Annotated in this window: 21 protein-coding genes, 1 tRNA gene and 1 pseudogene; 12 read left to right on the top strand and 11 right to left on the bottom strand. The window is 69.5% G+C overall.

From position 1 onward, the window contains the following. Positions 1-377: 377 nt before the first annotated feature. A complete protein-coding gene (locus ACZ4N4_RS24675) occupies positions 378-632 on the bottom strand; it encodes a Smr/MutS family protein (protein ID WP_453574257.1) in 255 nt (84 codons plus the stop codon). Between the two features lie 722 nt (positions 633-1,354). On the opposite strand from ACZ4N4_RS24675, the gene ACZ4N4_RS24680 reads away from it, so the two are divergent. After that, positions 1,355-1,432: transfer RNA gene (locus tag ACZ4N4_RS24680), tRNA-Met, on the top strand. 213 nt (positions 1,433-1,645) lie between these two features. Here the strand turns inward: ACZ4N4_RS24680 and ACZ4N4_RS24685 are convergent. The 5 genes from ACZ4N4_RS24685 to ACZ4N4_RS24705 form a co-directional block, all read right to left on the bottom strand. Then, entirely contained in the window at positions 1,646-2,530 is an 885-nt protein-coding gene (locus ACZ4N4_RS24685) for a Gfo/Idh/MocA family protein (protein WP_467592818.1), read from the bottom strand. A 67-nt stretch (positions 2,531-2,597) separates the two neighbouring features. Further along, the gene (locus ACZ4N4_RS24690; protein ID WP_467592137.1) at positions 2,598-3,812 is read right to left on the bottom strand and encodes an ROK family protein; all 1,215 of its coding nucleotides are present in this window, start codon (positions 3,810-3,812) and stop codon (positions 2,598-2,600) included. Between the two features lie 4 nt (positions 3,813-3,816). After that, positions 3,817-4,683: a carbohydrate ABC transporter permease gene (locus ACZ4N4_RS24695; RefSeq protein ID WP_450767799.1), complete on the bottom strand. Its 867-nt coding sequence runs from the start codon at positions 4,681-4,683 to the stop codon at positions 3,817-3,819. Continuing rightward, positions 4,680-5,702 carry a carbohydrate ABC transporter permease gene (locus ACZ4N4_RS24700; protein ID WP_453385025.1) on the bottom strand — a complete coding sequence of 341 codons (1,023 nt, stop codon included), beginning with the start codon at positions 5,700-5,702 and terminating at the stop codon, positions 4,680-4,682. The genes ACZ4N4_RS24695 and ACZ4N4_RS24700 overlap by 4 nt, the downstream gene beginning before the upstream one ends. A gap of 29 nt (positions 5,703-5,731) precedes the next feature. After that, positions 5,732-7,135 carry an ABC transporter substrate-binding protein gene (locus ACZ4N4_RS24705; RefSeq protein WP_467592140.1) on the bottom strand — a complete coding sequence of 468 codons (1,404 nt, stop codon included), beginning with the start codon at positions 7,133-7,135 and terminating at the stop codon, positions 5,732-5,734. A 129-nt stretch (positions 7,136-7,264) separates the two neighbouring features. Here ACZ4N4_RS24705 and ACZ4N4_RS24710 point away from each other — a divergent pair, with 129 nt between their 5' ends. Genes ACZ4N4_RS24710 through ACZ4N4_RS24725 form a run of 4 tightly spaced genes read left to right on the top strand, consistent with a single transcriptional unit; the run spans position 7,265 to position 12,396 of the window. After that, on the top strand, positions 7,265-8,311 hold the full coding sequence (locus ACZ4N4_RS24710; protein ID WP_453574262.1) for a zinc-dependent alcohol dehydrogenase: 1,047 nt from the start codon (positions 7,265-7,267) through the stop codon (positions 8,309-8,311). A gap of 19 nt (positions 8,312-8,330) precedes the next feature. Next, a complete protein-coding gene (locus tag ACZ4N4_RS24715; RefSeq protein WP_467592142.1) occupies positions 8,331-9,131 on the top strand; it encodes a sugar phosphate isomerase/epimerase family protein in 801 nt (266 codons plus the stop codon). Then, positions 9,128-10,483 carry an MGH1-like glycoside hydrolase domain-containing protein gene (locus ACZ4N4_RS24720; RefSeq protein ID WP_467592144.1) on the top strand — a complete coding sequence of 452 codons (1,356 nt, stop codon included), beginning with the start codon at positions 9,128-9,130 and terminating at the stop codon, positions 10,481-10,483. Before ACZ4N4_RS24715 ends, ACZ4N4_RS24720 begins: the two co-directional genes overlap by 4 nt. Beyond that, positions 10,480-12,396: an amylo-alpha-1,6-glucosidase gene (locus ACZ4N4_RS24725; RefSeq protein WP_467592146.1), complete on the top strand. Its 1,917-nt coding sequence runs from the start codon at positions 10,480-10,482 to the stop codon at positions 12,394-12,396. The genes ACZ4N4_RS24720 and ACZ4N4_RS24725 overlap by 4 nt, the downstream gene beginning before the upstream one ends. 123 nt (positions 12,397-12,519) lie before the next feature. Here the strand turns inward: ACZ4N4_RS24725 and ACZ4N4_RS24730 are convergent, their stop codons facing one another. Both ACZ4N4_RS24730 and ACZ4N4_RS24735 read right to left on the bottom strand, forming a co-directional pair. Continuing rightward, entirely contained in the window at positions 12,520-13,008 is a 489-nt protein-coding gene (locus ACZ4N4_RS24730; RefSeq protein WP_467592821.1) for a flavin reductase family protein, read from the bottom strand. 125 nt (positions 13,009-13,133) lie between these two features. Further along, entirely contained in the window at positions 13,134-13,913 is a 780-nt protein-coding gene (locus ACZ4N4_RS24735; protein WP_467592148.1) for a helix-turn-helix domain-containing protein, read from the bottom strand. 86 nt (positions 13,914-13,999) lie between these two features. Between ACZ4N4_RS24735 and ACZ4N4_RS24740 the strand changes: the two genes are divergently transcribed. The 3 genes and pseudogenes from ACZ4N4_RS24740 (at position 14,000) to ACZ4N4_RS24750 (ending at position 17,394) form a co-directional block, all read left to right on the top strand. Next, positions 14,000-14,974 (top strand): LLM class flavin-dependent oxidoreductase, encoded by a 975-nt coding sequence (locus tag ACZ4N4_RS24740; RefSeq protein WP_467592150.1) that lies wholly within the window; start codon positions 14,000-14,002, stop codon positions 14,972-14,974. 52 nt (positions 14,975-15,026) lie between these two features. Then, on the top strand, positions 15,027-16,262 hold the full coding sequence (locus tag ACZ4N4_RS24745) for an IS701 family transposase (protein WP_467592152.1): 1,236 nt from the start codon (positions 15,027-15,029) through the stop codon (positions 16,260-16,262). Between the two features lie 186 nt (positions 16,263-16,448). After that, positions 16,449-17,394, top strand: a pseudogene (locus ACZ4N4_RS24750) (IS5 family transposase). A 22-nt stretch (positions 17,395-17,416) separates the two neighbouring features. On the opposite strand, the gene ACZ4N4_RS24755 reads toward ACZ4N4_RS24750, so the two are convergent. From ACZ4N4_RS24755 to ACZ4N4_RS24765, 3 genes are all read right to left on the bottom strand, one after another. Beyond that, positions 17,417-18,040 carry a hypothetical protein gene (locus ACZ4N4_RS24755; protein ID WP_467592154.1) on the bottom strand — a complete coding sequence of 208 codons (624 nt, stop codon included), beginning with the start codon at positions 18,038-18,040 and terminating at the stop codon, positions 17,417-17,419. Positions 18,041-18,298: 258 nt separating this feature from the next. Then, positions 18,299-19,174: an MBL fold metallo-hydrolase gene (locus ACZ4N4_RS24760; protein WP_467592156.1), complete on the bottom strand. Its 876-nt coding sequence runs from the start codon at positions 19,172-19,174 to the stop codon at positions 18,299-18,301. Positions 19,175-19,706: 532 nt separating this feature from the next. Then, on the bottom strand, positions 19,707-20,174 hold the full coding sequence (locus ACZ4N4_RS24765; protein WP_095849765.1) for a winged helix-turn-helix transcriptional regulator: 468 nt from the start codon (positions 20,172-20,174) through the stop codon (positions 19,707-19,709). Between the two features lie 294 nt (positions 20,175-20,468). Between ACZ4N4_RS24765 and ACZ4N4_RS24770 the strand changes: the two genes are divergently transcribed. The 4 genes from ACZ4N4_RS24770 to ACZ4N4_RS24785 all read left to right on the top strand — a co-directional run bounded on the left by ACZ4N4_RS24770 (position 20,469) and on the right by ACZ4N4_RS24785 (position 23,805). After that, positions 20,469-20,894 (top strand): nuclear transport factor 2 family protein, encoded by a 426-nt coding sequence (locus tag ACZ4N4_RS24770; RefSeq protein WP_467592158.1) that lies wholly within the window; start codon positions 20,469-20,471, stop codon positions 20,892-20,894. A 243-nt stretch (positions 20,895-21,137) separates the two neighbouring features. Further along, positions 21,138-21,854 carry a flavin reductase family protein gene (locus ACZ4N4_RS24775; RefSeq protein ID WP_467592160.1) on the top strand — a complete coding sequence of 239 codons (717 nt, stop codon included), beginning with the start codon at positions 21,138-21,140 and terminating at the stop codon, positions 21,852-21,854. A 145-nt stretch (positions 21,855-21,999) separates the two neighbouring features. After that, on the top strand, positions 22,000-22,401 hold the full coding sequence (locus tag ACZ4N4_RS24780; RefSeq protein WP_399095356.1) for a tautomerase family protein: 402 nt from the start codon (positions 22,000-22,002) through the stop codon (positions 22,399-22,401). A 204-nt stretch (positions 22,402-22,605) separates the two neighbouring features. Next, complete coding sequence (locus ACZ4N4_RS24785; RefSeq protein WP_467592162.1) at positions 22,606-23,805, top strand: NAD(P)-dependent malic enzyme; 1,200 nt, start codon at positions 22,606-22,608, stop codon at positions 23,803-23,805. Positions 23,806-23,933: the final 128 nt, after the last annotated feature.

A 23,933-nucleotide genomic window follows, 5' to 3' on the forward strand; every position in this document is an offset into this window, starting at 1 on the left:
TGCGCACTGCGCCGGAGCCGGTACAGGGCCGGCTCTCGCAAGGGGCGAACAGGAAAGGGCGCCGTCCTCGCCGACGGCGTCCATGCGGTGAGGATGATCCGTCCGGGCGGACGACATCCCCGCATTCGGTACCAGTGCCTGGTCAGCGAGGCCTGACCGACAAGAGGGCGGCGCGCAGTGCCATGACCATCCGACGGTACTCATGTGCTCCGGGAGCGGCTGCAGCGGGAGGCCGCCGCTCAGCGAAGCCGACCGTGCCGACGGCTTCGCACCCGAACCGGCCATGGTCACTCCTGGCGGCGGGGGGACCGGAGGAGCCGGTCGTGCACAGGAGCAGTTGCCTCGGCGTCTCGCCCCGAACCGCGGCGAGACGGGGTTCAGGAGCGTGGCGCGAAGTGGACCAGGATGCGGCCTGTGTTGGCCGTGTCGACCTCCAGCCGGTCGTACAGCCGCTTGATGTGCTTCTGGCTGAGGAACGCCAGGACGCGTGCCTTGAGCTGTCCGCTGCCCTTGCCGTGAATGATCTGCACTACGGGCTCCCCCGTGTGTTTCGCCTGGAAGACGATCTGCCTCAGCGAGAGTTCGATGTCGCGGTTGTTCCGGAAGATCGGATGCAGATCCAATGTCAGCAAGGTGGTACCTCCCGCTGTCGTCACCTGTGACAACCCGGTCCAAGTGTGTCACGCGGCGCCCTGCCAGGGCCCCTTACCCGAGCGTCATCGACTCGCAGAGCATCAAGGCCTCCACCAACCGGCATTTCAGCCACCCACGGCGTCTTCGACGTCGCGGGAAGCAACGACCCACCCTTCCGTTGTGCCCGGGGTGCCGAAGAGTGTGCGCTTGGCGCGGCGAACCGGAAATGCGCGGCGGAGTCATCATGCGCGACGGGACGTGGCTCAAGTCGGCCGGCCGGCCTTGACGCCCCTCGCCGGTGCCGTCCTGACCGTCGATCTCGTAGATCCGCCCTTGAAGCCGTTCAGCCGCCCGGTCCAGCTCGACACCCAGGTCGAACCAGTGCCGATCCTTGCGGATTTCGGGCCGTGAGAGGTTCACCGCCGCCGGTCGGCTTCGCCAGCCAGAACGCCCCACGTTCCCACCCCCAACCGTTGCCGGCACCGTTGACCGCGATTGTGCCGCACCGATCAGGACCGCATGAGGGGCGGGTGTGCCTGACGGCGACGGGTGGGGGAATCTCAGCGAGCAGGTCAGTCCCACTCGCGGCCAAGGGCCGCCTGCCCGACCCCGTCGTCACGGACGCTCTCTCCGATCTCGGCCGGCACCGGGCGCCAGGCGGTCCGTCCGGCGATAAATCAGCTGCCCTCCGCGCCCACGGGTCCTAAGCTGAGGATGTCGAAGCGGGGTGGAGCAGTTAGGTAGCTCGCTGGGCTCATAACCCAGAGGTCGCGCGGTTCAAATCCCGCCCCCGCCACCAGTTGGTTCGGCCCCCTCCGATCGACACGGAGGGGGCCGCGCGCGGCCGCCGCATGCCCTGCCCATCCGTCGCACGGTCGGCCGTCCGCCCATCCCCCGCCTGCCGCCGCACCACGGCTGCCGGAAGCGAAATCGCCGCCGTCGGCGCCGGTCCCGGTGGTCTTCCAGCCGAGCGCTGTGCCCCGCCGAGCAGCGCTGCTGCGGGTCCCCCTGTTCAGCGGGACGCTTGATCGATGAGTGCTTGCAGGTACAGGCCTCGTGCCGCGTCGAGCTCCGGCGACACGTGCGTGCGCACGGCCGTAGCGAACGTGTGACGCAGGACCGGCCAGCACTCCTCATGGTCGATGTCGGCGGTGTCGTAGACCAACGGCGCCTCGGCGCCGAAGAGTTCGACGCGGGTGAGGGCGTGGGGCACGGCTACGGAACCCGACAGGGACGCCTGGCTGACGGCTCCGTTCTCGTGCTCGAGGGTCAGTTCGATCCAGCGGCGGGCGTCACCTGTGCTCCGTATGTTCGCGATGGGCGACACGGCAGCGTCCAGCAGGTCGAGCAGGTGCGGACCGAGGTCGAGGAGGGCACCGTGCTCCAGACGCCAGCCGGTGGCGAACTCGCCGCCGAGAAAGGCACCGTGGAGGTAGCAGGAGCGAGCACCCGATATCTCGTGGCTGCGGGCGGCTTCCAAGAAGGCCTGGGTGACGGGGTGGTAGCGCTTGGTCAGGACGAGTTGGGAAACCACACCGGCGGTGAGCACGGCGTCGGTGACGCGTCGGGCCGCCTTCAGATCGGGGCCGAGCGGCTTCTCCAGCAGCAGTGCTTTGCCCCGTCGCGCGGCCAGCGGCGCGAGTTCGGCCTGAACGGCGGGGGGCACGGCGAACGCCACGGCCTCGCACCTGTCGAGCAGTTCGTCGAAGGAGGCCGCGACATGCGCGTGGTAGGGGGCGGCGGTCTGCTGGGCGGCTTCGGTGCGGCGCGCCCACACCGCGGCGAGGCGGGTCTCCGGTCCCGCGGCGAGCGTGCGGGCGTGCATGGCGCGGGCCCAGGGTCCGGCGCCCACGAGTCCGACCTCGACGGGAGGTCCGGTCCAGGGGTCGATGGTGATGGTCACGGTGTTCCTGTCTGGACGAGGGGTGGTGCGATCGAGCGGTGCCGGCTGCGCCGTGGTCGGCTCAGGACGCCAGGTTGCCGAGCCGGTCGTCGGCGCGGTGGGACGAGTAGAGGATCTCGACGACCATGCCGGCCGCTCCGATGACGCCCGCGTGCTCGCCCAACCGTGAGGTGACGACCTGCAGGTTGGCGGTGGCGCGGGGGAAGGCGCGCTGGTAGAGCAGTTCCCGGACTCCGGTCATGAAGGGTGCTCCGGAAAGTTCACCGGCGATCATCAGGACGCCCGGGTTGAGCAGGCTGACCACGGTCACCAGGACCTCGCCGGCCCGGCGTCCGGCCTCCCGTGCCAGCCGGAGGGCGTCCGGGTGGCCTTCGGACAGCAGGCGCTTGACGTCGGCGGCGGACACGGCGTCGGCGCCGAGGGCGCTCAGGTCCCTGGCCAGTGCCCGGCCGCTGGCCACGGCCCCCAGGCAGCCGTGCGAGCCGCACAGGCACAGGACGTCGGACCGGTCGTGCAGGCGGACGTGCCCGATGTCGCCGGCGCCGCCGTCGATGCCGCGGTACACCGTGCCGTTCACGACGACGCCGGCGCCTATGCCGGTGGAGACCTTCACGAGTACGAAGGCCGAGCAGTCCCGGTGGTTGGCCTGGTGCTCGGCCAGCGCCATGAGGTTGGCGTCGTTGTCGACGAAGACCGGTACGGGCCCGTCCTCCCGGCTCACGCCCACGTGTTCGACGTAGGCCCGCTGCAGGCGTTCCCGGACGGGGTACCGGTCCCAGCCCGGCATGATCGGCGGTTCGATGACCCGTCCCGTCTCCCACTCGACGGGTCCGGGAACGGACAGCCCGATTCCGCAGACATGGGCGGCGTCGATGCCGGCGGCGGCGATCAGTTCAGGGAACCACCGGGCGAGCTGGTCCAGCACCCCCTCGGGTCCTTCGGTGATGTCCAGGGGCCCGGTGTTCTCGGCGAGGATGGTGCCGTCGAGGTCGAGGACCGCGGCCCGCGCGTACCTGGTCTCCAGGTCGACGGCGATCACCGAGGCGTGCCGGGGATCGAACACGATCTGCTGGGACGGGCGTCCGCCGGTCGACGAACCGGCGACGTGCTTGAGCCATCCCGCCCGGTTGAGCAGGTCCAGCCGCTGGCCGACGGTCGAACGGGACAGCCCGGTGATCCGTTGGAGATCCGCGCGGGTGTTCCCGCGTCCGCTGCGGATGAGCTGCAGCAACTCGCCCGCACTGGTCTGATTCGACGTCAGCATCAAGTCCCTCATGGTCTCAGCTCTTGTCCGCTCCGCTTGTCAGGCCCTCGGTCAGCAAGCGCTCGGCGGCGAAGAACAGGAGTATGACGGGAATCGTGAGTACGACCGAACCGGCCATCAGCACCGTCTTGGGCACCTCGACTCCGTTGGAGAGCTGGGCGAGGCCCAGCGGCACCGTCCACTTGCCCGGGTCCGCGGCCAGGAACAGGAGGGCGAACAGGAACTCGTTCCAAGCGATCATGAAGACGTACAGGCCGGTGGCCATGAGGGACGGCAGCGCGAGCGGCAGGACCACCCTGCGCAGGGTTCCCAGCCGGCTCAGGCCGTCGAGCGCCGCGGCCTCCTCGATCGAGTAGGGGATGGTGACGAGGTAGTTCTTCAGCATGTAGATGGCCACCGGCACGGTCTGGGCGACGTAGACGACGGCGAGCCCGACCAGGCTGGAGGACAGGTGCAGCTTGGCGAAGACGACGAACAGCGGGACGGCCAGCAGGGTGGCGGGGAACAGGTAGACGGCCAGGAAGAGGGCGCTGACCTGGCGATGGCCGAAGAACTTCAGGCGGCTGACCGCGTAGGCGCCGGGCACCGCGGCCAGGAGTGTCAGGGCGACGGTGCCGAGGGAGACCAGGGCGGAGTTGAGCAGGAACTTGAGGAAGCCCTGGCCGCCGTCGTCGGTGGAGCGCAGCACGTCGCGGTACGTGGACAGGGTGAAGTCCTTGCTGGAGACCCACAGTGAGCCCGGGTCCAGCAGCAGCGCGTCGATGGGCTTCAACGACAGCAGCAGCATGTAGTAGAAGGGCACCACGGTGATCACCACGAGGAACGCGATGACGAACCAGCGCAGGACGCCGAAAAACCTGTCCTCGATCTGGGCCCGGCTCATGCCGACTCCTCCTGGACCTTGTTGCCGAAGAACTTGAAGTAGAGGCCCATGAGGATCATGAGCGAGACGGCCAGGACGAGGGCCTGGGCCGAGGCGGCTCCCACGTCGTAGCGGGCCGTGAGGAAGTCGTAGACCCGTACGGCCGCGACGTTGGTGCCCGCCCCGCCGCCGGTCAGCAGGTAGACGTCGTCGAACTTGTTGAAGGTCAGGATGAAACGCAGGACGCACAGCAGGGCGATGACGGGCATCAGCTGCGGCAGCAGGATGTGGCGGAAGCGCTGGGTGGGGGTGGCGCCGTCGACCAGGGCGGCCTCTTCCAGGCCGTCGGGGACCGCCTGCAGCCGGGCCAGGATGAACAGGAACGCGAAGGGGAAGTACCGCCAGGTCTCGAAGGCGATGACGGTCAGCAGCGCCAGGGGTATGTCGAAGTGCGCTCCGAGCACGTGGACTTCGTACTCGCGGGTGGACAGGAAGGCGATCGGGTCGTCCCATCCGAACAGGCGCCGGCCCCAGTTGTTGACCACGCCGTACTGGGGGCTGAGGGCCACCTCCCACACGAAGGAGACGGCGACGACGGGGGCGACGTAGGGCAGCAGCATCGCGGCGCGCAGCAGACCGCGGCCGCGGAAGGGCTTGCGCAGGGCGAGCGCGGCGATCAGGCCGAGAGCCACGGATCCGAACGTGGCGCCCGCCGTGTACAGCAGGGTGGTGGTCAGGCTCGACCAGAAGCCCGCCGAGCCGAAGACCTGGTCGAAGTTGTCGAGGGTCCAGTTGCCGAACAGGCCCATGCCCTGGATGTCGACCAGTTTGGCGTGCTGGAACGCAAGAAGGACCGTCCACAGGATGGGCAGGATGACCACCACGAGGACGACGACGAACGTGGGCGAGACGAACGCCAGGCCTGCGCGGTTGGCGCGGCGGCTCGCCGTCATCGGCCGGCGGCGGCGTTCGGCGGGCCTGTCCGTGGGCCGGCTGTCGGTGTGCCGGCGCTGCGGTGTGCCGGCGGGGGCTGTTGTCATGAGAGTGACCTTTGTGACGTGCGGGGCGGCTACTGGAGGGACTTCTGCAGGGCGGAGACGTCGTCGTCGGCCTCCTGAGCTGCTTGCGCAGGCGAGATCTGACCGCTGGTCATGGCGCCGATAGCCTTCGGTACGGGGAGTTCACCGTTGGTGGCGCCGACCAGCGCCCCCTCGCCCTGGGTGATGCCCCAGCGCCGCATGTTGCCGACTCCGGCCGCGAGTTGATCGAGCAGACTCGCGGGGTAGACCTGGTCGAAGGGCTTCTTGGTGTCGACACCGATCTCGCTGTGCCGCCAGGCCTCGAGGTAGCGTCCGGGTTGCGTGACGGTCCCGGTACGGACAGGGATCTTGCCTTCGGGTGCCATGCCGAACCAGGACTCGTAGCCGGTGCCCATCATGTACGCGATGAACTCACGGGACGCCGCGGTCTCGGCGGTCTTGGTGGTCACCCATGAGGTGATCTCGCCGAACTGGGCGGCGTCGGTCGCGTCCGGGCCCTGCATCGCGGTGGTGATGCCGCTGTTGCGCGCGAGGTACTGCGGGTCGTTCTTGCACTGCGGGCAGCTGGGCAGGGCGTCCTTGCGCAGGCCGGCGAGTTCGTCGAGCAGGAACGTGGACCAGACGATCATGGAGGACTGGCCGGCGAAGTAGGTGGCGCGGGTGGAGTCGACGGTCTGGGTGCCCGGGGCCCCGTAGGTGCGGGCGAGTTCGTCGTAGGTCTTGAACGCCGTCTGGCACTCGGGCGAGTCGAGGGCGACGTGGTGGTGGTCGTCGACGAGCTGGCAGTTGTCGGCGAGGGCGAGGCTCTCGAAGCTCTGCGAGGTGAAGGCGTCGCCCGGGTCGGTGGCCGCGGCGATGCCGTAACGCCCTTTCGTCGTCAGCGCCTTGGCACCGCTGAGCGCCTTGGCGTAGGTGTCGGGGGCTTCGAGGTGCTTCTCGTCGAACTGGTCCTTGCGGTAGACGAGCAGCTGCAGCCAGGCGTCCGAGGGCACGCCGAGACTCGTGCCGGCGTCCGAGGTCAGTTTCAGCGCGTTGGCGTTGAACGTGCCGCGCCCCAGCTTGTCGATGATCTGGCGGGGTATCTCGGTGTTGAGCAGGCCGTTGGTGTACATCTGCCAGACCTGGCCCATGGGGGCGGCACCGATGACGTCCGGCAGCGTTCCCGAGGCGGCGGCGGACATGATCAGCTGGGGCATCTGGCCCTCGTCGACGCCGACGAGATGGACCTTGATGCCGGTCTTCCGCTCGAACCCGTCGACGATCTTCTGCGTCACGGCGACGCGATCCGGGAGGTTCTCCTGGGACCAGACCGTGATCTCCCGGTCGGGTTTTCCGGGGCCTGTGCTGTTGGCGCAGCCCGTGAGCATGCCCAGGCCCAGGGCGGCCGTGATGCCCACCGCGATCGCCTTCGATCGCCGGCTCATGGTGTGCATTGCGTGTCCTTGCTCGAACTTATGTCTGCTGGAGACGCATCACAGCATCACTTTTGCTTGTTGACAAGACATAAGTGAGGGATAGTGTCGACGCAACCGCACTCGCACACCCCCCTGTCGGAGACATCCGTGGAACGCGTCGTCCAATTCACCGGCCCTCGCCGGGTCGAGATAACCGAGCAGGCCGAAGCCGCACTGCCCGCCGGGCACCTGAGGGTCCGAACTCGCTATTCGGGCATATCAGCAGGAACGGAACTAACCGCATATCGCGGAACGAACCCGTACCTGACGCGCACCTGGGACCCGGAGGCCCGGCTGTTCCGCGACGGCGCGGCCGGCATCCAGTACCCCGTCGCCGGCTGGGGCTACTCCGAGGTCGGCGAGGTCATCGAGGCCGCACCCGACCTGGCCGGCACCCCGGGCCTGCCGCAGCCGGGCGATCTGGTGTGGGGCATCTGGGGTCACCGCAGCGAGGGCATCGTCCCCGCCGAGCGCATGATCGGCCACACCCTGCCCGCAGGCCTGGAACCGCTGGCCGGCGCCTTCGCCCGGGTCGGCGCCATCGCCTACAACGCCGTCCTGGCAGGCGACATCCACCTCGGCGAGGACGTGACCGTCTTCGGCCAGGGCGTCATCGGACTGCTCACCACCCGCCTCGCCCAGCTCAGCGGCGCCCGCGTCACCGCCGTCGACGCCCTCGACGGCCGCCTGGAGACCGCCAGGCGCTACGGCGCACATCACACCCTCAACGCCCGAACCGACGCCGTCGCCGAACGCGTCCGCGACGCCACCGGCGGCCTCGGCGCCGACCTCGCCATCGAGATCAGCGGCGCCTACCCCGCGCTGCACGAGGCCCTGCGCTCGGTCGCCGTCGGCGGCCGGGTGGTGGCCTCCGGCTTCTATCAGGGCGACGGCAGCGGCCTGCGGCTGGGGGACGAGTTCCACCACAACCGCGTCCAGCTCATCTGCTCCCAGATCGGCGGCGTGCCGCCCCAGCTCTCCCACCGCTGGAGCGTGGAGCGCCTCCAGCAGACCTTCCTGCGGCTGGTCGCCGAGGGGCAGGTGGACGTCGCCGCCCTCGTGAGCCACGTCGTCCCCGTCGCGGACGCCGCCGAGGCCTACGTGCTGCTGGACGAGCGCCCCGCCGAGGCGCTTCAGGTCGTGCTGGAATTCTGAACCTTTCGAAAGGCCCCTCATGTTCAAGACCGCGGCGCAGGAGCAACTCCTGCCCGGAGACACCCTGCAGGCCAAGTGGGAGTTCGCCCAGGAGGCGGGCTACGACGCCATCGAACTGCGCGGCAAGGGCGACCTGCACTTCGCCTCCCGCCTTCCCGAGCTGAAGCAGGCCGGCAAGGACGGCGTGGTCATGCCCACCGTATGCGTCGACATGCTCCACTTCTTCGGCGCCTTCGACGACGACCTGCGCCGCGACGCCATCGTCCAGATGAAGTCCCAGCTCACCGTGATCGCGGAGATCGGCGGTCTGGGCGCCCAGACCCCGGCGTCCTACGGCATGTTCTCCCGCCGCCTGCCGCCCTTCGAACCGCCGCGCAGCGAGGCGCAGGACCGCGAGGTGCTGCTGTCCGGACTGGCCGAACTGGGCGAGCACGCCCGCAGGGAAGGCGTCACCCTCTTCCTGGAACCGCTCAACCGGTACGAGGACCACATGGTCAACCGGCTGGAACAGGCGGCCGACCTGATCCGCGCCACCGGCCTGGACTCGATCCGGATCGGCATCGACAGCTACCACATGAACATCGAGGAGACCGACCCCGCAGCGGCCATCCTCGCCCACGCCGACCTCATCGCCCACGCCCAGGTCTCCGACTCCAACCGCTTCCAGCCCGGCGCCGGGCACCTCGACTGGGCCGCCTGGCTCGGCGCCCTGCACACCATCGGCTACGACGGCCACCTCGCCCTCGAATGCCGGCTGACCGGCGACCCGGCCGAAGCCGTGCGCTCCGTCCCCGCCCTCCTCAAGAGGTCGGGCGCGTGAAGTCACTCCTGGACCGGCCCGTGCCCACCGCCGCCGCAGCCCTGACACTGCGGCGCGGTGCGGCACGGGTCCTGCTGGACAACTGGACCGGCTCCTCGACCGTCCCCTCCCGCACCCTCTACCCCCACCAGTGGAGCTGGGACTCCGCCTTCATCGCCATCGGGCTGCGCCACCTGTCGGTGCGCCGGGCCCAGCAGGAACTGGAGTCACTGCTGTCCGCGCAGTGGGCGGACGGACGCATCCCGCACATCGTCTTCAACCCCGCCGTACCCCACGACGCCTACTTCCCCAGCCCGGACTTCTGGCAGTCGTCCACCGCCGGCAGGCCGGCCGGAGCACCGTCGGCACCGCAGACCTCCGGCATCGTCCAGCCGCCGGTGCACGCACTGGCGGCCTGGCTCGTCCACCGCGCCGACCCCGAGGAATCACGACGCCGCGGCTTCCTCACCCGCGTGCTGCCACGCCTCGCCGCCTGGCACGACTACCTCCTCGACCGCCGCGACCTCGGCGGCGGAGGACTGGCCGCCGTGGTCCACCCCTGGGAACCGGGTACCGACAACAGCCCGTGCTGGGACACCGCCCTCAAGCGCGTCGTGCCCGCCCCTGCCGACTCCTTCCGCCGTGCCGACCTCAACCACGGTCACCCCGCCGACCGGCCCACCGACCTGGACTACGGCCGCTACGTCCGCCTCGTCACGGACTACCGCGACGCCGGCTACGACGACCGTGCCGGCCGGCGCGCCTTCGCGGTGGAAGACCCGTGCTTCAACGCCCTGCTGATCACCGGCGAACGAGCCCTGGCCGCCATGGCCCGGGAGACCGGTGCGAACCCCGCGGCGCACACGGCCCGCGCCGACGCCCTCACCAGGCACCTCGTGACCCGGCTGTGGGACGACGGCGCAGGCATATTCCACGTACGCGACCTGGCCACCGACACTCTGGTGGAAGAGCACGCCGTCACCGGCCTCGTTCCCCTGCTCGCCCCGCACCTGCCGCAGCACATCGTCACCCGTCTCCTGGACACACTCACCGGCCCGCGCTTCACCGCGCCGGCCACCCCTCTGGTGCCGAGCTACGACCTGACCGGGCCCGCGTTCGACGCCCAGCGCTACTGGCGCGGCCCCGCCTGGTTCAACACCGCCTGGCTGATCCACCGCGGTCTGCGCACGCACGGCCTGCACGAGAGCGCCGAACACCTGCGGCAGGGCTTCCTCGGCGAGGCGGAGAAGTCCGGCTTCGCCGAGTACATCGACCCGCTCACAGGAGCCGCTCGCGGAGCACGGAACTTCTCATGGACCGCCGCCCTCGCCCTCGACCTGGCCAGCACAGACCCACAGGAGCCCCTGCCATGACCTCGGCCGACACCGGCGTCCAGCTGGTACGCGACGCCACCTTCGCCCGGGTGGACGCCGCCGGGAACATCAGCGGCACCCTCGGCACCGCCCCCGACGGACTGTTCCTTCGCGACGCCCGTCACCTCAGCCGCTGGCAGCTCACCGTCGACGGCGCCGCGCCCATCCCGCTGATACCCGCCACCGCCGACGCCGACGACACAGCCACCTGCGTCCTGACACCGCAGGGCACTCGGGACAACCCGCCCGCCTACACCGTCTTCCGCAGCCAGAAGGTCGCGGCAGGTGTCCTGACCGAGCATCTGCGGCTGGTCAGCAACCGCCCCGAACCGGTCACCGCGCACGTCCGGATCACCGTGGACGCCGACTTCTCGGACCTGTTCGAACTGCGCGCCGACGACCGCCGCTACGAAAAGCCAGGCGCCGAGCTCCAAGTCCACCGCACCGACGACGCGCTGCACTTCGACTACCGGCGACACGACTGGCACTCCCGGACCGTCCTCACCTCCCGGCCCGCCCCCGACACCACGGACCGCTCCCCCGGGCTGCCCGACTCCACCGCGCGCACCCTCGGCTGGGACCTCGCCCTCGCCGCCCACGGCGAAGCCGACCTGCACCTGACCGTCCGCGCCCTGCCGCACGGACTGCCGGGCGCCTCCGCAGCACCTGCCGTCCAACGGCCGGCACCGCGTCCGGCAAGGGCAGACGACCCGCTCGAACGCACCTGCGAGCGAGGCCTCGCGGACATCGACCTGCTGACCATCGCCGTCACCGGAGTGGACGGCGAGGAAGTCCATGTTCCCGCCGCGGGCATCCCTTGGTTCTTCACGCTGTTCGGCCGTGACTCACTGCTGACGTCCTATTTCCTGCTCCCCTACCGGCCGGAGACGGCCGCGGCGACCCTGAGCGCTCTCGCCACCACCCAGGGGCGCCAGCATGACCCGGTGAGCGGCGAACAGCCCGGTCGCATCGTCCACGAGACACGCCACGGCGAACTGGCGCACTTCCGGCAGGTTCCCTACGGCCGGTACTACGGTGCCGTCGACTCCACCCCGCTCTTCCTGGTGTTGCTCCACGCCCACCACGAGACGACCGGCGACCCGACCCTCGCCGTACGGCTCGAACAGCATGCCCGGCGAGCCGTCGACTGGATGCTCACCGACGGCGGCCTGGACAAGCACGGCTACCTCGTCTACCAGCCCGACCCCAACGGTCTGGTGAACCAGAACTGGAAGGACTCGGCGGGTGCCATCTGCTTCGCCGACGGCACCCAGGCACAGGGACCCGTCGCCGTGTCCGAAGCCCAGGGGTACGCCTACGACGCCCTGACCCGAACCGCCCGACTGGCGGCGGAGGTCTGGCACGACGAACCGTACGCCCACCGGCTGCGCGAGAGTGCCGAAGCGCTACGCACTCGCTTCACCGCCGACTTCTGGATGCCACAGGCGGACTTCCCCGCCCTCGCCCTGGACGGCAACGGCCGACAGGTCGACGCACTCGCCTCCGACGCCGGCCACCTGCTGTGGTCGGGCATCCTCGACGCGGACCTGGCCCGCCGGGTGGGACAACGCCTCCTGCGCCCCGACTTCTTCTCCGGCTGGGCCATCCGCACGCTCGCCGCCGGACAGCGCCCGTTTCACCCCTTGTCCTACCACCGCGGCAGCGCATGGCCACACGACAACGCCGTCATCGCGATGGGCCTCGCCCGCTACGGACTCGCCCAGGAGGTCCGCACGGTCACCGACGGGCTCGTCGCGGCAGCCGCTCATCACCAGTACCGGCTGCCCGAAGTACTCGCCGGCTACGACCGCACCGCCACGACCCGGCCGGTCCCCTACCTCCACTCATGCTCCCCGCAAGCGTGGGCCGCGGCGACGCCCCTCGCCCTCAGGACGGCACTGGACCTCACATAGACAAGGCAGTGGGAGAGGACGCCACCGGACGCGGCCACGGTGATGGGGCCCATATGGGATCTCCCCCGGTTCCGCCGTGAGGGGGCCGTGCCAGGAAATGCTCAGCTTCGGCATGCACGGCAGTCAGTCCGCCGGGTGGCCTGGGGTGATGTCAAGGGTGTCGTTCAGCGTCAGCAGCGGGGTTCTGTGGCCCGTGGGATTGTTCGCCGCCTCGGGAGCGAGCAGGAAACCGACGTGGTCACCGCCGTCGATCCGGTTCTCCACGCGACCGGCGAACCAGGCGGGGGCGTCGTCGAGGATCAGCGTTCCGCCCGGTCCTTGATGCCAGGGGACATGAGTGAACTTGTCGGTGCGGTCGCCGGTCTCGCCGCCGAAAAGCCGGGCCAGTCGGTTCTGGTCGCGGCCGAGGAGATGGACCGCGAGTCGTTCGGCGCGCTCGGCCACCTGGTACGTCCGGTTGGCTTTGGACAGCCAGACCATGAACCGGGCGGGCCGAATCGAGCACTGAGAGGCGAATCCGACCAGGCAGCCGGCTCTTTCCCCGCCGGCTTCCGCGGTCACGACGTACATCGGATAGTCGAGCAGGTCGGTGAAGGGATCAAGTTCGGGCACAGTACCTGGCTCCCGCCTCGAATGATTGGATATGGGGTCATTCTGCGCCCTGCCGGTGTGCGGCTGCGGCACCCGGCTGATCGTCGGCATCGTCCTCTCTACGGCAGCGCCCGGATCAAGGCCGATTACATGTTCCCCGGAGCTTGACCCTCCACAGCAGAGGCGATGGGTCCGGCGGCCGCCGAGAGCGCCTCGGCTGTCGCCGGGTCGGCCGGCAAGAACGCCTCCAGCTTCAGCTCGGCGAGTGTCACGTCAACGGCGGTCGCGAAGGTCGTCACGGTCGTCATCAGGCGCAGCTCACCGTACGAGGACCGCAGGCGGAGCGGAACCGCGAAACCCAGGAGCCCTGCGGACGGCTCCAACTCGGGAACGTACCCGGTGAGTTCGGAGTGCAGCTCCTTCAGATGGCCGAGACCCGCCAGGATGTGGCGCGCCCATTCGGCGAGGTTGAGAATACGGGGAGCCAGGCCGTCAGGGTGCAGCGCAAGGCGGTAGACGTTCGTGCCCGGGCCCACCAGGTCCGGGGCCGCTCCCTCGGTGAGAAGGTCGAATGCGGCGTTCGCGGCGATCAGGTCACCGCCGCGGTCCACCACCAGCGCCGGATACGGCAGATGCCCGCGCAGGATGTGATCGATCGCCGTGCGCACAGGGGCCAGTTCCGGGTCGTCGAGTGCGCTTTCGGGGTAGGCGGGTGCGTACCCTGCGGCCAGCAGCAGTTCATTGCGCTCCCGCAGCGACAGTCCCAGTGACTCGGCCAGGCGCACGACCATGGTCCGGCCGGGGACGGACCTGCCGGATTCGATGAAGCTGAGATGTCGCTGGGTGGTGCCCGCCCGCAGCGCCAGGTCAAGTTGGCTGAGATGACGGCGGGTACGACGGTCGCGAAGCGTACGAGGGAAGTCCACGCGCCTGTTGTAACGGTGACGAAGGGTTCCAGGCCATTCCCCGCAGGGAATTGCTGCCACTCACACCGGTACCGAACATCACCGACATGGACATCGGTGTACTGCTTCCGACCGGAACCGCCCAGTGGGGTCCGGCCGACGACCCTCGCGAGCTGATCGCCCTCGGCCGTCAGGCCGAACGCCTGCGTTTCTCCTCGCTCTTCGTCAACGACTCCTTGATCAGTCCGCGCATCGAGGCGCTCTCGATGCTGGCCGCGCTCGCCCCGGCGACCGAGAACCTGACGCTGGGTACGGCCGCGCTGATGCCGTTCCTCCGCCGGCCGATCCAGGCAGCCCAGTCCCTCGCGTCGATCGACCTGCTGTCCGGAGGCAGACTCACCGTGGCCGTCGGCGCCGGCTTCCCCGGCCGCTTCGGACGACCCCTCTACGCGCTGTCCGAGCTGCCGTGGGACAGGCGCTTCGCCCGCTTGGACGAGACGGTCGCCCTGTGGCGGGCGCTGTGGGACGGTGCCGACGCCTTCCACGGCGAGATCCTCCGGTTCGACGGCATCCCGCCCACGACCAAGCCGACGCGGGTCGGCGGCCCGCCCATCTGGCTCGGCGGCGCGACCCCCGCAGCGCTGGCCCGCATCGGCCTGATGTACGACGGATGGCTGCCCTACCCGCCCGAACCCGCCGACTACGCGTCCGGCCTCCGCGACATCCACAGAGCGGCGGCCGATGCCGGACGCACAGCCGAGGACGTCACCCCGGCCCTATTCGTCTCGGTACGGATCGACGACGACATCGAAGGCGGCCGCCGAGCACTGGACGGCTACGCACGCGGCACATATGGCATGCCATTGGAGGAACTGCAGAAGATCCAGGCGGTTGTCGTCGGCTCCGCCGACCAGGTACGCAAGCGCCTGGGACAGTACGTCGCCGCCGGCGTCCGACACATCGTCGTACGCCTCGGAGCCCTGGGCCTGCACTCCCAGCGCGATCAACTCGAACGGGTCGCAGACCTGATCCCGGCCGTCCAGGCGACAGCGGATCACGCCGCCGCCTCTGAAGGCTCCTAGTAGTGCTTCGTTACGTTGAGTGATCTCGGCTGATCGTGGGCAGCTTCCCGGAGTGAGGTTGGGGGAAGTGGAGCGGCTCCGCGGCGAGTTGGCGGAGTTCGTTGCCGATGTTTTCGGGTCGTTGCCGCGGCGGGATCAGCGGCGGTGGGGTGAGTGTTATCTGCGGGGTCTGATGCTGGACGGTCGGCGCAAGTCGATCCAGCCGATGGCCGAGCGTCTGCCGGACGGGAACATGCAGGCCCTGCAGCAGTTCGTGAACCAGTCGTCGTGGGACCCGTTACCGGTCAGGCGGCGGATCGCCGAGCGGTTGTGCGAGGCCATCCGCCCTGAGGTGTGGGTGATCGACGACGTGTCGTTCCCCAAGTGCGGCAAGGCGTCGGTCGGGGTGGCCCGCCAGTACTGCGGAGCGGTCGGCAAACGGGCGAACTGCCAGGTCGCGGTCAGTGTCCATGCCGCCACCGACACCGCCTCGTGCCCGTTGCAGTGGCAGCTGTATCTACCGCGTGAGGGGACGGACGAGCCGGACCGATGCCGCCGGGCAGGAGTCCCCGACGACGTGGTGCACCGGGAAAAGTGGCGTCTCGCGCTCGGCCTTCTGGACACACTCGCCCAGTGGCAGTTGAAGGCGCCGGTCGTGGTCGCCGACGCCGGCTACGGCGTCAGCACCCCGTTCCGGCTCGCTCTCGCAGAGCGAGGGCTGTCCTATGTCCTGGCCCTGAACGGGAAGGAAGTCGCCCACCCGGAGGATGTCGAGCCGCACCAGCCTTCTTATGGCGGGCTCGGACCGCCTACCCTTACCCGCTACCGCACTCCACCGCGAGCCGTCTCCGTCCTCGCAGCGGAGGCGGGTGCGGAGCGGTTCACCGAGGTGACCTGGAGGCAGGGCAGCAAAGGCGCGATGACCTCGCGGTTCGCGGTGCTGACAGTGCGGCCCGCGGGCAAACAGTCCCTGGCCGCAGCTCAAGAGGCGGGCGGCGGCCGCAACCGGTGGGACGGCGTCCTGCCCGTCCAAACACTCCTCGTCGAATGGCCGGACGGCCAGGACACCCCGACGGACTACTGGATATCGAACCTGCCCGCCACCACACCGGCCCCTGACCTGGTGCGGTGGGCCAAGATGCGCTGGCGGATCGAGCACGATTACCGCGAACTCAAGCATGGCCTCGGGCTGGACCACTTCGAGGGCCGCACCTGGCGCGGCTGGCACCACCACGTCACCCTCGTCACGGCCGCCCAGGCATTCCTCACCCTCCGGCGGCACGACCCAAAAGTCCGCACACCGGCCTGACTCTCTACCAGGTCCTGGACGTTCTTCAGGACCTGCTGAAGTGCTGGACCGGTAGCTGCACCACCTGCGGGCGCCCCCTACCCAGCCCTCGGAGCAGCCAAAGACAGCCCAGAACCTAACGAAGCACTACTAGGAGCTGTCCGGCCGATCATGTGACTGGCTTGGTGGTGCATCGTTGGTGTGGGTGTGGGGCGGAATCAGCGCGGTGGTTTGTCGGATGCCGAGTGGGAGAGTTGCGGCCGTTCCTGCCGTTGAGTAACGGTCGTTGTGGGCGGTGGCGGGATCATCCGCAGGTGATCGACGGGATTTTGCACCGGGTGCGGACCGGGGTGCAGTGGCGTGACCTGCCGGAGCGGTTCGGGCCGTGGAAGACGGTCTATGAGCGCCATCGGCTGTGGTCGGCGGACGGGACCTGGGAGCGCCTGTTGCAGCAGGTCCAGGCCGCGGCCGATGCCGCGGGTGATGTGGACTGGGATGTCGCGGTGGACTCGACGAGCGTGGGTGCGCATCAGCACGCGGCGGGTGCCCGTAACGACCCGCCGCCTGCGCCTGCTGCTTCAAAGGGGGACGAGGCGGCGGAACACCAGGCCAGACCTTCGTGGCAGAGCCTCGTCGCCCGGCTGGCGGAGGTGGTGCAGAAGGTGAGGGACTGGGCCGCTCACGGGGCGGCTTCACCAGCAAGATCCATCTGAGCGCCGACGGACGCTGCCGCCCACTGTCCCTGCTCGTCACCGCCGGCCAGCGCGGTGACAGTCCCCAGTTCAAGCCGGTGCTGGAGAAAATCCGAGTTCCCCGCCGCGGGCCGGGCCGCCCCCGCAGCAAGCCGGATAGCGTCGCCGCGGACAGGGCGTACAGCAACCGGCCGTGTCGTGAGTATCTGCGACGCCGGGGCATCCGACACACGATCCCGGAGAAGGCCGACAGCCAGGCCACCCGCCTGCGCAAAGGGTCACGCGGTGGGCGGCGACCCGGCTTCGACCCGGACCGCTACAAGAAACGCAACACTGTCGAGCGGGCCATCAACAAGCTTAAAAACTCCCGCGCCGTCGCGACTCGCTACGACAACCGCGCCTACGTCTTCCTCGGCACTGTCACCGCGGCCACCCTCGTCATCTGGCTCCGCACAAGATGACCCCCCGGACGGGGCCATGCCGTCAGTGACCGGAGTGATGCTCTGGACGGCCAGCAAACCAGCTGGCGATGCGCTGCCTCTCCTCACGATTGCCATAGGGACTGTCGCGATGGGCCATCCACTCAAGGTGTCGCAGGATGTTCCCCGAGCGGTCTGGGTGGCCCACTGCGTGCACGTCGACGCCGGTTTCGCCTGTCGAAGCACAGATGTACACACTGCCGTCCAGGGCCATCATGCCGAAGCCCGGGTGGCCTGAGTGCACGCCGAGGAACGCCGATGCGGCACCTCGGCCCATGATGTCCCAACGTTCCAGGAGCCGGACACGAGTCCAGAGCGCCGGTGCGTGGTAGCCGTTAAGGCGCTGCACTGTGGCGTGGTGCGATCGGGTGCCCTGTGGAAGCTGTACGAGGAACTCGCGCCGATCATCGAACAGGCCCGAGGAGACAGCGAGGCCGTACCAGTCCGCATTGAGCTTCTCGACCAGGTGCGGGGTGTCGTACCGATGGGAGAAGCCGTCGGTCACATCTTCGGCACCCCATCCACGGACGAAGGGCATCGTGCCCACCGGTACAGCATTGAGTATGACCTCTAGACCAGCCCGCCGTAGCGGCTGGTGCACCTTGCGTTCGCGTTCCTTGATGCCCATCGGCCCTTGTTCTACCAGGCCAACAACCCCTTGGCCCTCGGATTTTTCCGCCTTTGCGTGATCGGCCGGACAGCTCCTAATACTGCAACCGCATCTGGGGGTTGTGGCCTCGTCGTTTGTAGTGGGAGCAGCGGGCGCGGGCTTGGCTGCGTTGATCGTCACGCAGATGCGGTTGCAGTACTAACCACAAGGGCTGGCCATCCAAGCCCCCGGCGCACCGCTTCAGCGGTCCTGGCCGGGCCCGTTGTCCCTGGGGTGTCAGGCTCCCAGCAGGCCGACCGCTCCGTACCAGACCGGGCCCGGGTTGAGGCGGTCCGGGTAGAGGGTCGTCATCCGGTCGAAGTACTCGCGGGCGGTGGGGTTCTGGCCCAGCAACTGGATCGCGTCCAGCAGGTACTGGCGGGTCTCCTCGATGGTGGCCGGGTCGTCGGGCAGGTCCTTGTTCTTGTGACCGGCCACGACGGCGCGCGGCTGGAGCGCGGCCACGCGGTCGAGGGCCCCCAGCCATTCCTCCAGGCCGCCGTCGCCACCTTCGAGGATGTACTGGTGCACGCCGTTGTAGACGACATCGCCGGCCACCACAAGACCGATCGACGGCACATGCAGGACCGTGGTCTTGTCGGTGTCGGTGTGACCGACCTCGACGGCCTCGATGAGGTTGCCCTCCAGCTGGAAGCCCTCCGCCGGGACGGGCTGGGCCAGCACCGGGGTGTCGGGGATCAGGCCGGGGAAGCGCTTGTCCCACAGTTCCTCGCGGCCCTCGGTGGCCTGCTTGTGCATGACCTCGATGGTGCCGGGGGTCGCGTAGACGGTGACGCCGGGGAACCGCTTCACGAGGTCGGCGGTGCCGAACCAGTGGTCGCCGTGCCCGTGGGTGGCGTAGATGTAGGCCAGACGCTTTCCGGAGCTCTCGATCCAGTCGCCCACCCGCTGGGTCTGCTCGGTGGTCAGGGGCGGGTCAACCAGCACGGCGTCCTCCTCGCCGAAGATCAGCGTCGACGTTAGGGGCGAGGAGACGAGCCCTTCACCATTGGGCAGCCGCTCGCCACCGGCTCGGGGAGTGCCCTCCTGGACGAGAACTTCGTAGGCCAGGGGAGTGGGTGCGGATGCGGATGCGGATGCGGATGCGGTCATGATGGTGCCTCCTTCAGAGGGCGAATCGGCGGAACTTGGCTCGCGCAGCCGTCTGCTCGTGGCCGGACGGCGGCGTGCCGGGCACATGTCAGGGCGGCCAGCTGTGAGGATCCGCTCCGGTGGGTGCCGTGGTCCAGGCACGGTGGGGAGCGGCGTTGCGGGCCCGTCGAAGGCAGTCCCGTCGATCCCGGTCGTGCTCGCCCGAGCGGTGGGCGGCAGGCCGTCTTCGGATGACCCTTGAGAAATAACCGTAGCACCTTCGCCTATGTCGGCTACGGATGCCGAAACGTCCTCGCCGCCTCCGGCGAGCGCATTGCCCGGCGGCGCTCCGGTCGTGGTCGCCGTGCGCCCCCGCTGCGGGCGACCGGGTCTGGATGGGGGCGGGGGCGCCGAGGCCGCCAGCCGTCCGGTCTGGATGGGGGCGGGGGCGCCGAGGCCGCCAGCCGTCCGGTCTGGATGGGGGCGGGGGCGCCGAGGCCGCCAGCCGTCCGGTCTGGGCGGGGAAGGGGTGCCGGGGAGGGCGGGCCCGCCGTCAGACGGATGTGCTGTGGGCGCCGGGGCCGGTGATGGGCTCCACCTCAGAGGTGGTGACCTCGTGCCCGCAGGAGCAGTGCAGTTCGAGGTGCACCCGGCCGCCGCAGCCGGCGTGGTTCAGCAGGGCCGGCGGGCCCTCGGGGCCGCCGAGATGCGTGTCTCCGTACTGCAGGAGAGCGGCCAGAACCCAGTGGATGTCGTGCGCGGACGGCGTCAGGTGGTACTCCTGGCGCGCGCGCCGTCCGGCCTCCTGGTAGCTGCGGCGCTCCAGTAGCCCCGCCGCGACGAGCTGGCCGAGGCGTTCGGCCAGGACGCGGCGGGAGACCCCGAGGTGCTCCGCGATCTCGTCGAAGCGATGCAGTCCGGCGAAGACCTCACGCAGGATGAGAAGGGTCCACCGCTCGCCGATCAGCCCCAGGGTCGCGGCGACGCTGCAGTTGCCCAGATCGAGTTCACGCCATTCCATACGGCCAGGATAGCTCCAGGGTTGCCATCTGGAACCCAGCCCTTGACTTCCTGGGTTCCAGATGGAAACTTAGCTGCAACGGGGCCGCCGAGAGACACCGCCGCGCCCCCGGGCCCGCGAAGCCCGACCGATGACCGCCCGAGCACGGTCAGGCTCCCGGACGCCGCACGCCTCACGAGCCGATCGGCCTGTCCCCTTGATCCCCTTCCCCCCGCGCACCACTGGACGGACAGCCGGGGCGAGTGGACAAGCGTTCACCCCAGCACCGCACCCAGCCACGAGCATGGAGGAAGCATGTCGAGCAACCAGGCGATCGTCGACGCCTGCCACCGCGCATACACCGAGTTCGAGAAGAACGACTCATCCGACCTGGTGGCCCTGATGTCGCCGGACGTGGTCTTCCACTTCCCCACCTCGCTGCCCTACGGCGGGACGTTCCACGGCCGGGACGGCTTTGCGGCCTTCTACAAGGACCTCTTCGACCACTACTACGAGTACTTCAACTACGACCTGCACACCGTGCTCGACGCCGGGTCGCACGTGGTGGTCCCCGTGCGGGCCCGGGCGAAGGCGAAGAACGGCCGCACCATGGAGAACGAGCACCTCCTCCTGTTCGCCGTCACCGACGGACTGATCACCGAGGCGCGGCTGTACGCCGACACCGCCAAGGGCCGTGACGTGATCGAGGGCCTTGAGTTCTCCCCCTCCGCGGCCGGCTGATCCGTCCGACCGGAACCGGGAACCGGCATGGAGCGCCGGCCCGTCCGCGGCCCGGCCCCGGACCCGACCCGGAGCCAGAACGACGATGTACCGGCCGGGCCCCGAGGACACGGTCGTCCCACCTCGCTCCACCGGTGCACCGGTGCCGCGCGCCGGGGCCGGCAGCGGCTCCGATGACCCGCCCCCAGTCCGCCCCGGCCACACCTTCACCGGCGGTATGCCGCCGTGCATGTCAGAGAGGACATGAACGTGATCATCAACAGCGATGAACTGGACGCGACCTCCGCGTACAAACTGCTCATCGGGGCGGTCACGCCACGGGCGATCGGCTGGGTGAGCACCCAGTCGGAATCCGGCGTCGCCAACCTGGCGCCCATCTCGTTCTTCACCGTAGTGAGCCGGGTGCCCCCGATCGTGTCCCTGACCCTTCAGCCGCGGTCGGACGGGACCCTGAAGGACACGTTCATCAACATCCGGGACAGAGGCGAGTTCGTCACCAACCTGGTCACGCTTCCGCTGACCCACGAGATGCACCGCAGCGCCATCGAATTCGACAGCTCCCAGGACGAGTTCGACGAGGTCGGCCTCGAGAAGGCGGACTGCGAGGTCGTCAAGGTGCCGCGGGTGAAGGACTCACCGATCGCGATGGAATGCGTCGTCGACCGGATCATCCAGGTCGGCGACATCAACGACCACGTCGTCTGGGGCAAGGTCGTACGCTTCCACGTCCGGGACGACGTCTACGTCCGGAACGGACGCATCGACACCGGCGCGATTCCCGCGGTCGGCCGCCTCGCCGCCGAGTACACCCTCGCCGACAACGCGTTCGTCCCGCCCCTGCCGGACGACGTACTGAGCGCGCGACTGGGCCGGCGCAGCCACCGTCTCGACGGACGCCCGGACGGATGGTCGCAGGTGGACAGCGCCGACTGGTCCGCCTCCGGAGCCACGAAGGCATGACGGCGTCGCCGCCGGGCCGGCCGCATACCAGCCGCGCACTCCCGCGCGGTATGGACGTCCGGAGCGGCCGCGCCGTACACCGGGCCCTGATCAGGCCCCCCGAACGGTCCGACACCCGACACCGCACTCCCCGAAGGAGCCCCCCATGCCGGTCTTCAACGCCCACATCCCCGCCAACCGCTTCACCTCGCAGCAGAAGCGCGCCCTCGCCGACGCCCTCAACCAGTCGCTGGTGCAGGGCCTCGGCATCCCCGAGGGCGACCGCTTCATCATGATCAGCGAGCACGGCGAGGACGAACTCTTCCTCGACCCGACCTTCATGGGCATGCACCGCAGCGCCGACGCCATGATCATCACGGTTCTCTTCGGCGCCCACCGGCCCCTGGAGGACAAGCGGGCGGCGTCCGCCGCCATCAACAGGCTGGTCGTCGAGGCGCTCGATGTCTCTCCCGACGACATATTCATCGCCCTGATCCCGGTCCCGAACGAGAGCTTCTCGTTCGGAAGGGGTGAACTGCAGCTGGCCGAAGGGGCTCCTCGCTGGTGAACCCCGCGTTCCCGCCCGCCGACCAGGCCCGGAGCCTGCCCGCGTACCGGGGCGGGCCGAGGCCCAGCGGCACCCGCCGGGCACGGCATCGGGGCACACGGCCACACCGGAGTGCCTGAGCATCCCGCCGGGCGAACGGGTACGGCAAGCCGAACAAGAGATCGGCGACGGGACCAGCAGAACGAATCAGCAAAGGAATCAGTCGTGGAAACAGAAACCGCCGCGTCGACGCGGACCCCCGCGCCCGGCCGAGCCGAGGAGCCGGTCTTCGCGCTCCACCACGGGGGAAAGATGGCGATCACCCCGACGGTGCCGCTGCGCGACCGCGAGGACCTCTCACTCGCCTACACGCCGGGCGTCGCCGAGGTGTGCACCGCCATCGCCGAACAGCCCGGTCTCGTCCACGACTACACCTGGGTCTCGCACACCGTCGCCGTGGTGACGGACGGCACCGCGGTGCTCGGCCTGGGCGACATCGGACCGCAGGCGTCGCTGCCGGTCATGGAGGGCAAGGCGGTCCTGTTCAAGCAGTTCGGTGACGTGGACGCGGTGCCCATCGCGCTCGCCACCAAGGACGTGGACGAGATCGTCGACACCGTCGCCCGACTCGCACCGTCCTTCGGCGGCATCAACCTCGAGGACATCTCCGCACCCCGGTGCTTCGAGATCGAGCGCAGGCTCCAGGACCGACTCGACATCCCGGTCTTCCACGACGACCAGCACGGCACGGCTGTGGTCACCCTGGCGGCCCTGCGCAACGCTGCCCGCCTCACCGGGCGGACCCTCGACGGGCTGCGCGCGGTCATCTCGGGCGCGGGAGCGGCGGGCGTCGCGATCGCCAAGATCCTGGTGGAGGCCGGCATCGGCGACATCGTGGTCACCGACCGGACCGGCGTACTGCACCTCGGCCGCACCGACCTGACCGACGTCAAACGGGACATCGCCGCGTACACCAACCGGGCCGGACACACTGGCACGCTGGAGGAAGCCCTCGCAGGCGCCGACGTCTTCATCGGCGTCTCCGGAGGCGCGGTCCCCGAGACCGCGGTCGCCACCATGGCCGAAGGCGCCTTCGTGTTCGCCATGGCCAACCCCACCCCCGAGATCAACCCCGAAGTCGCCCACAAGTACGCGTCCGTCGTGGCGACCGGCCGCAGCGACTACCCGAACCAGATCAACAACGTCCTCGCCTTCCCCGGCATCTTCTCCGGAGCCCTCCGCGTTCGCGCCTCGCGCATCACGCCAGGCATGAAGATCGCCGCCGCGGACGCCCTGGCCGGCCTGATCGCCGACGAGTTGCGCCCCGACCACATCATCCCGTCCCCCTTCGACCCGCGGGTCGCCCCCGCGGTCGCCGAAGCGGTCGCCGAGGCCGCCCGGCGCGACGGAGTGTCCCGTCTCTAGACGGCCGGCCACGCAGACACCGAAGCCGCCGAAGGCACCGCACGCATCAGAGACTTCGCCTTCGACCCGATGCGCGCCCGGACGCACATCCCACCGACATGCCCACCGAAAGCCAGGACCGGTCCCCT

The sequence above is a fragment of the Streptomyces sp. NPDC026538 genome (assembly GCF_055567535.1).

Coding starts and splice junctions, on each gene's coding strand:
- ACZ4N4_RS24690 (WP_467592137.1), bottom strand. CDS start 3,812: ATGAGGGACTTGATGCTGACGTCGAATCAGACCAGTGCGGGCGAGTTG.
- ACZ4N4_RS24695 (WP_450767799.1), bottom strand. CDS start 4,683: ATGAGCCGGGCCCAGATCGAGGACAGGTTTTTCGGCGTCCTGCGCTGG.
- ACZ4N4_RS24700 (WP_453385025.1), bottom strand. CDS start 5,702: ATGACAACAGCCCCCGCCGGCACACCGCAGCGCCGGCACACCGACAGC.
- ACZ4N4_RS24705 (WP_467592140.1), bottom strand. CDS start 7,135: ATGCACACCATGAGCCGGCGATCGAAGGCGATCGCGGTGGGCATCACG.
- ACZ4N4_RS24715 (WP_467592142.1), top strand. CDS start 8,331: ATGTTCAAGACCGCGGCGCAGGAGCAACTCCTGCCCGGAGACACCCTG.
- ACZ4N4_RS24725 (WP_467592146.1), top strand. CDS start 10,480: ATGACCTCGGCCGACACCGGCGTCCAGCTGGTACGCGACGCCACCTTC.
- ACZ4N4_RS24740 (WP_467592150.1), top strand. CDS start 14,000: ATGGACATCGGTGTACTGCTTCCGACCGGAACCGCCCAGTGGGGTCCG.
- ACZ4N4_RS24755 (WP_467592154.1), bottom strand. CDS start 18,040: ATGGGCATCAAGGAACGCGAACGCAAGGTGCACCAGCCGCTACGGCGG.
- ACZ4N4_RS24760 (WP_467592156.1), bottom strand. CDS start 19,174: ATGACCGCATCCGCATCCGCATCCGCATCCGCACCCACTCCCCTGGCC.
- ACZ4N4_RS24765 (WP_095849765.1), bottom strand. CDS start 20,174: ATGGAATGGCGTGAACTCGATCTGGGCAACTGCAGCGTCGCCGCGACC.
- ACZ4N4_RS24770 (WP_467592158.1), top strand. CDS start 20,469: ATGTCGAGCAACCAGGCGATCGTCGACGCCTGCCACCGCGCATACACC.
- ACZ4N4_RS24775 (WP_467592160.1), top strand. CDS start 21,138: ATGAACGTGATCATCAACAGCGATGAACTGGACGCGACCTCCGCGTAC.
- ACZ4N4_RS24780 (WP_399095356.1), top strand. CDS start 22,000: ATGCCGGTCTTCAACGCCCACATCCCCGCCAACCGCTTCACCTCGCAG.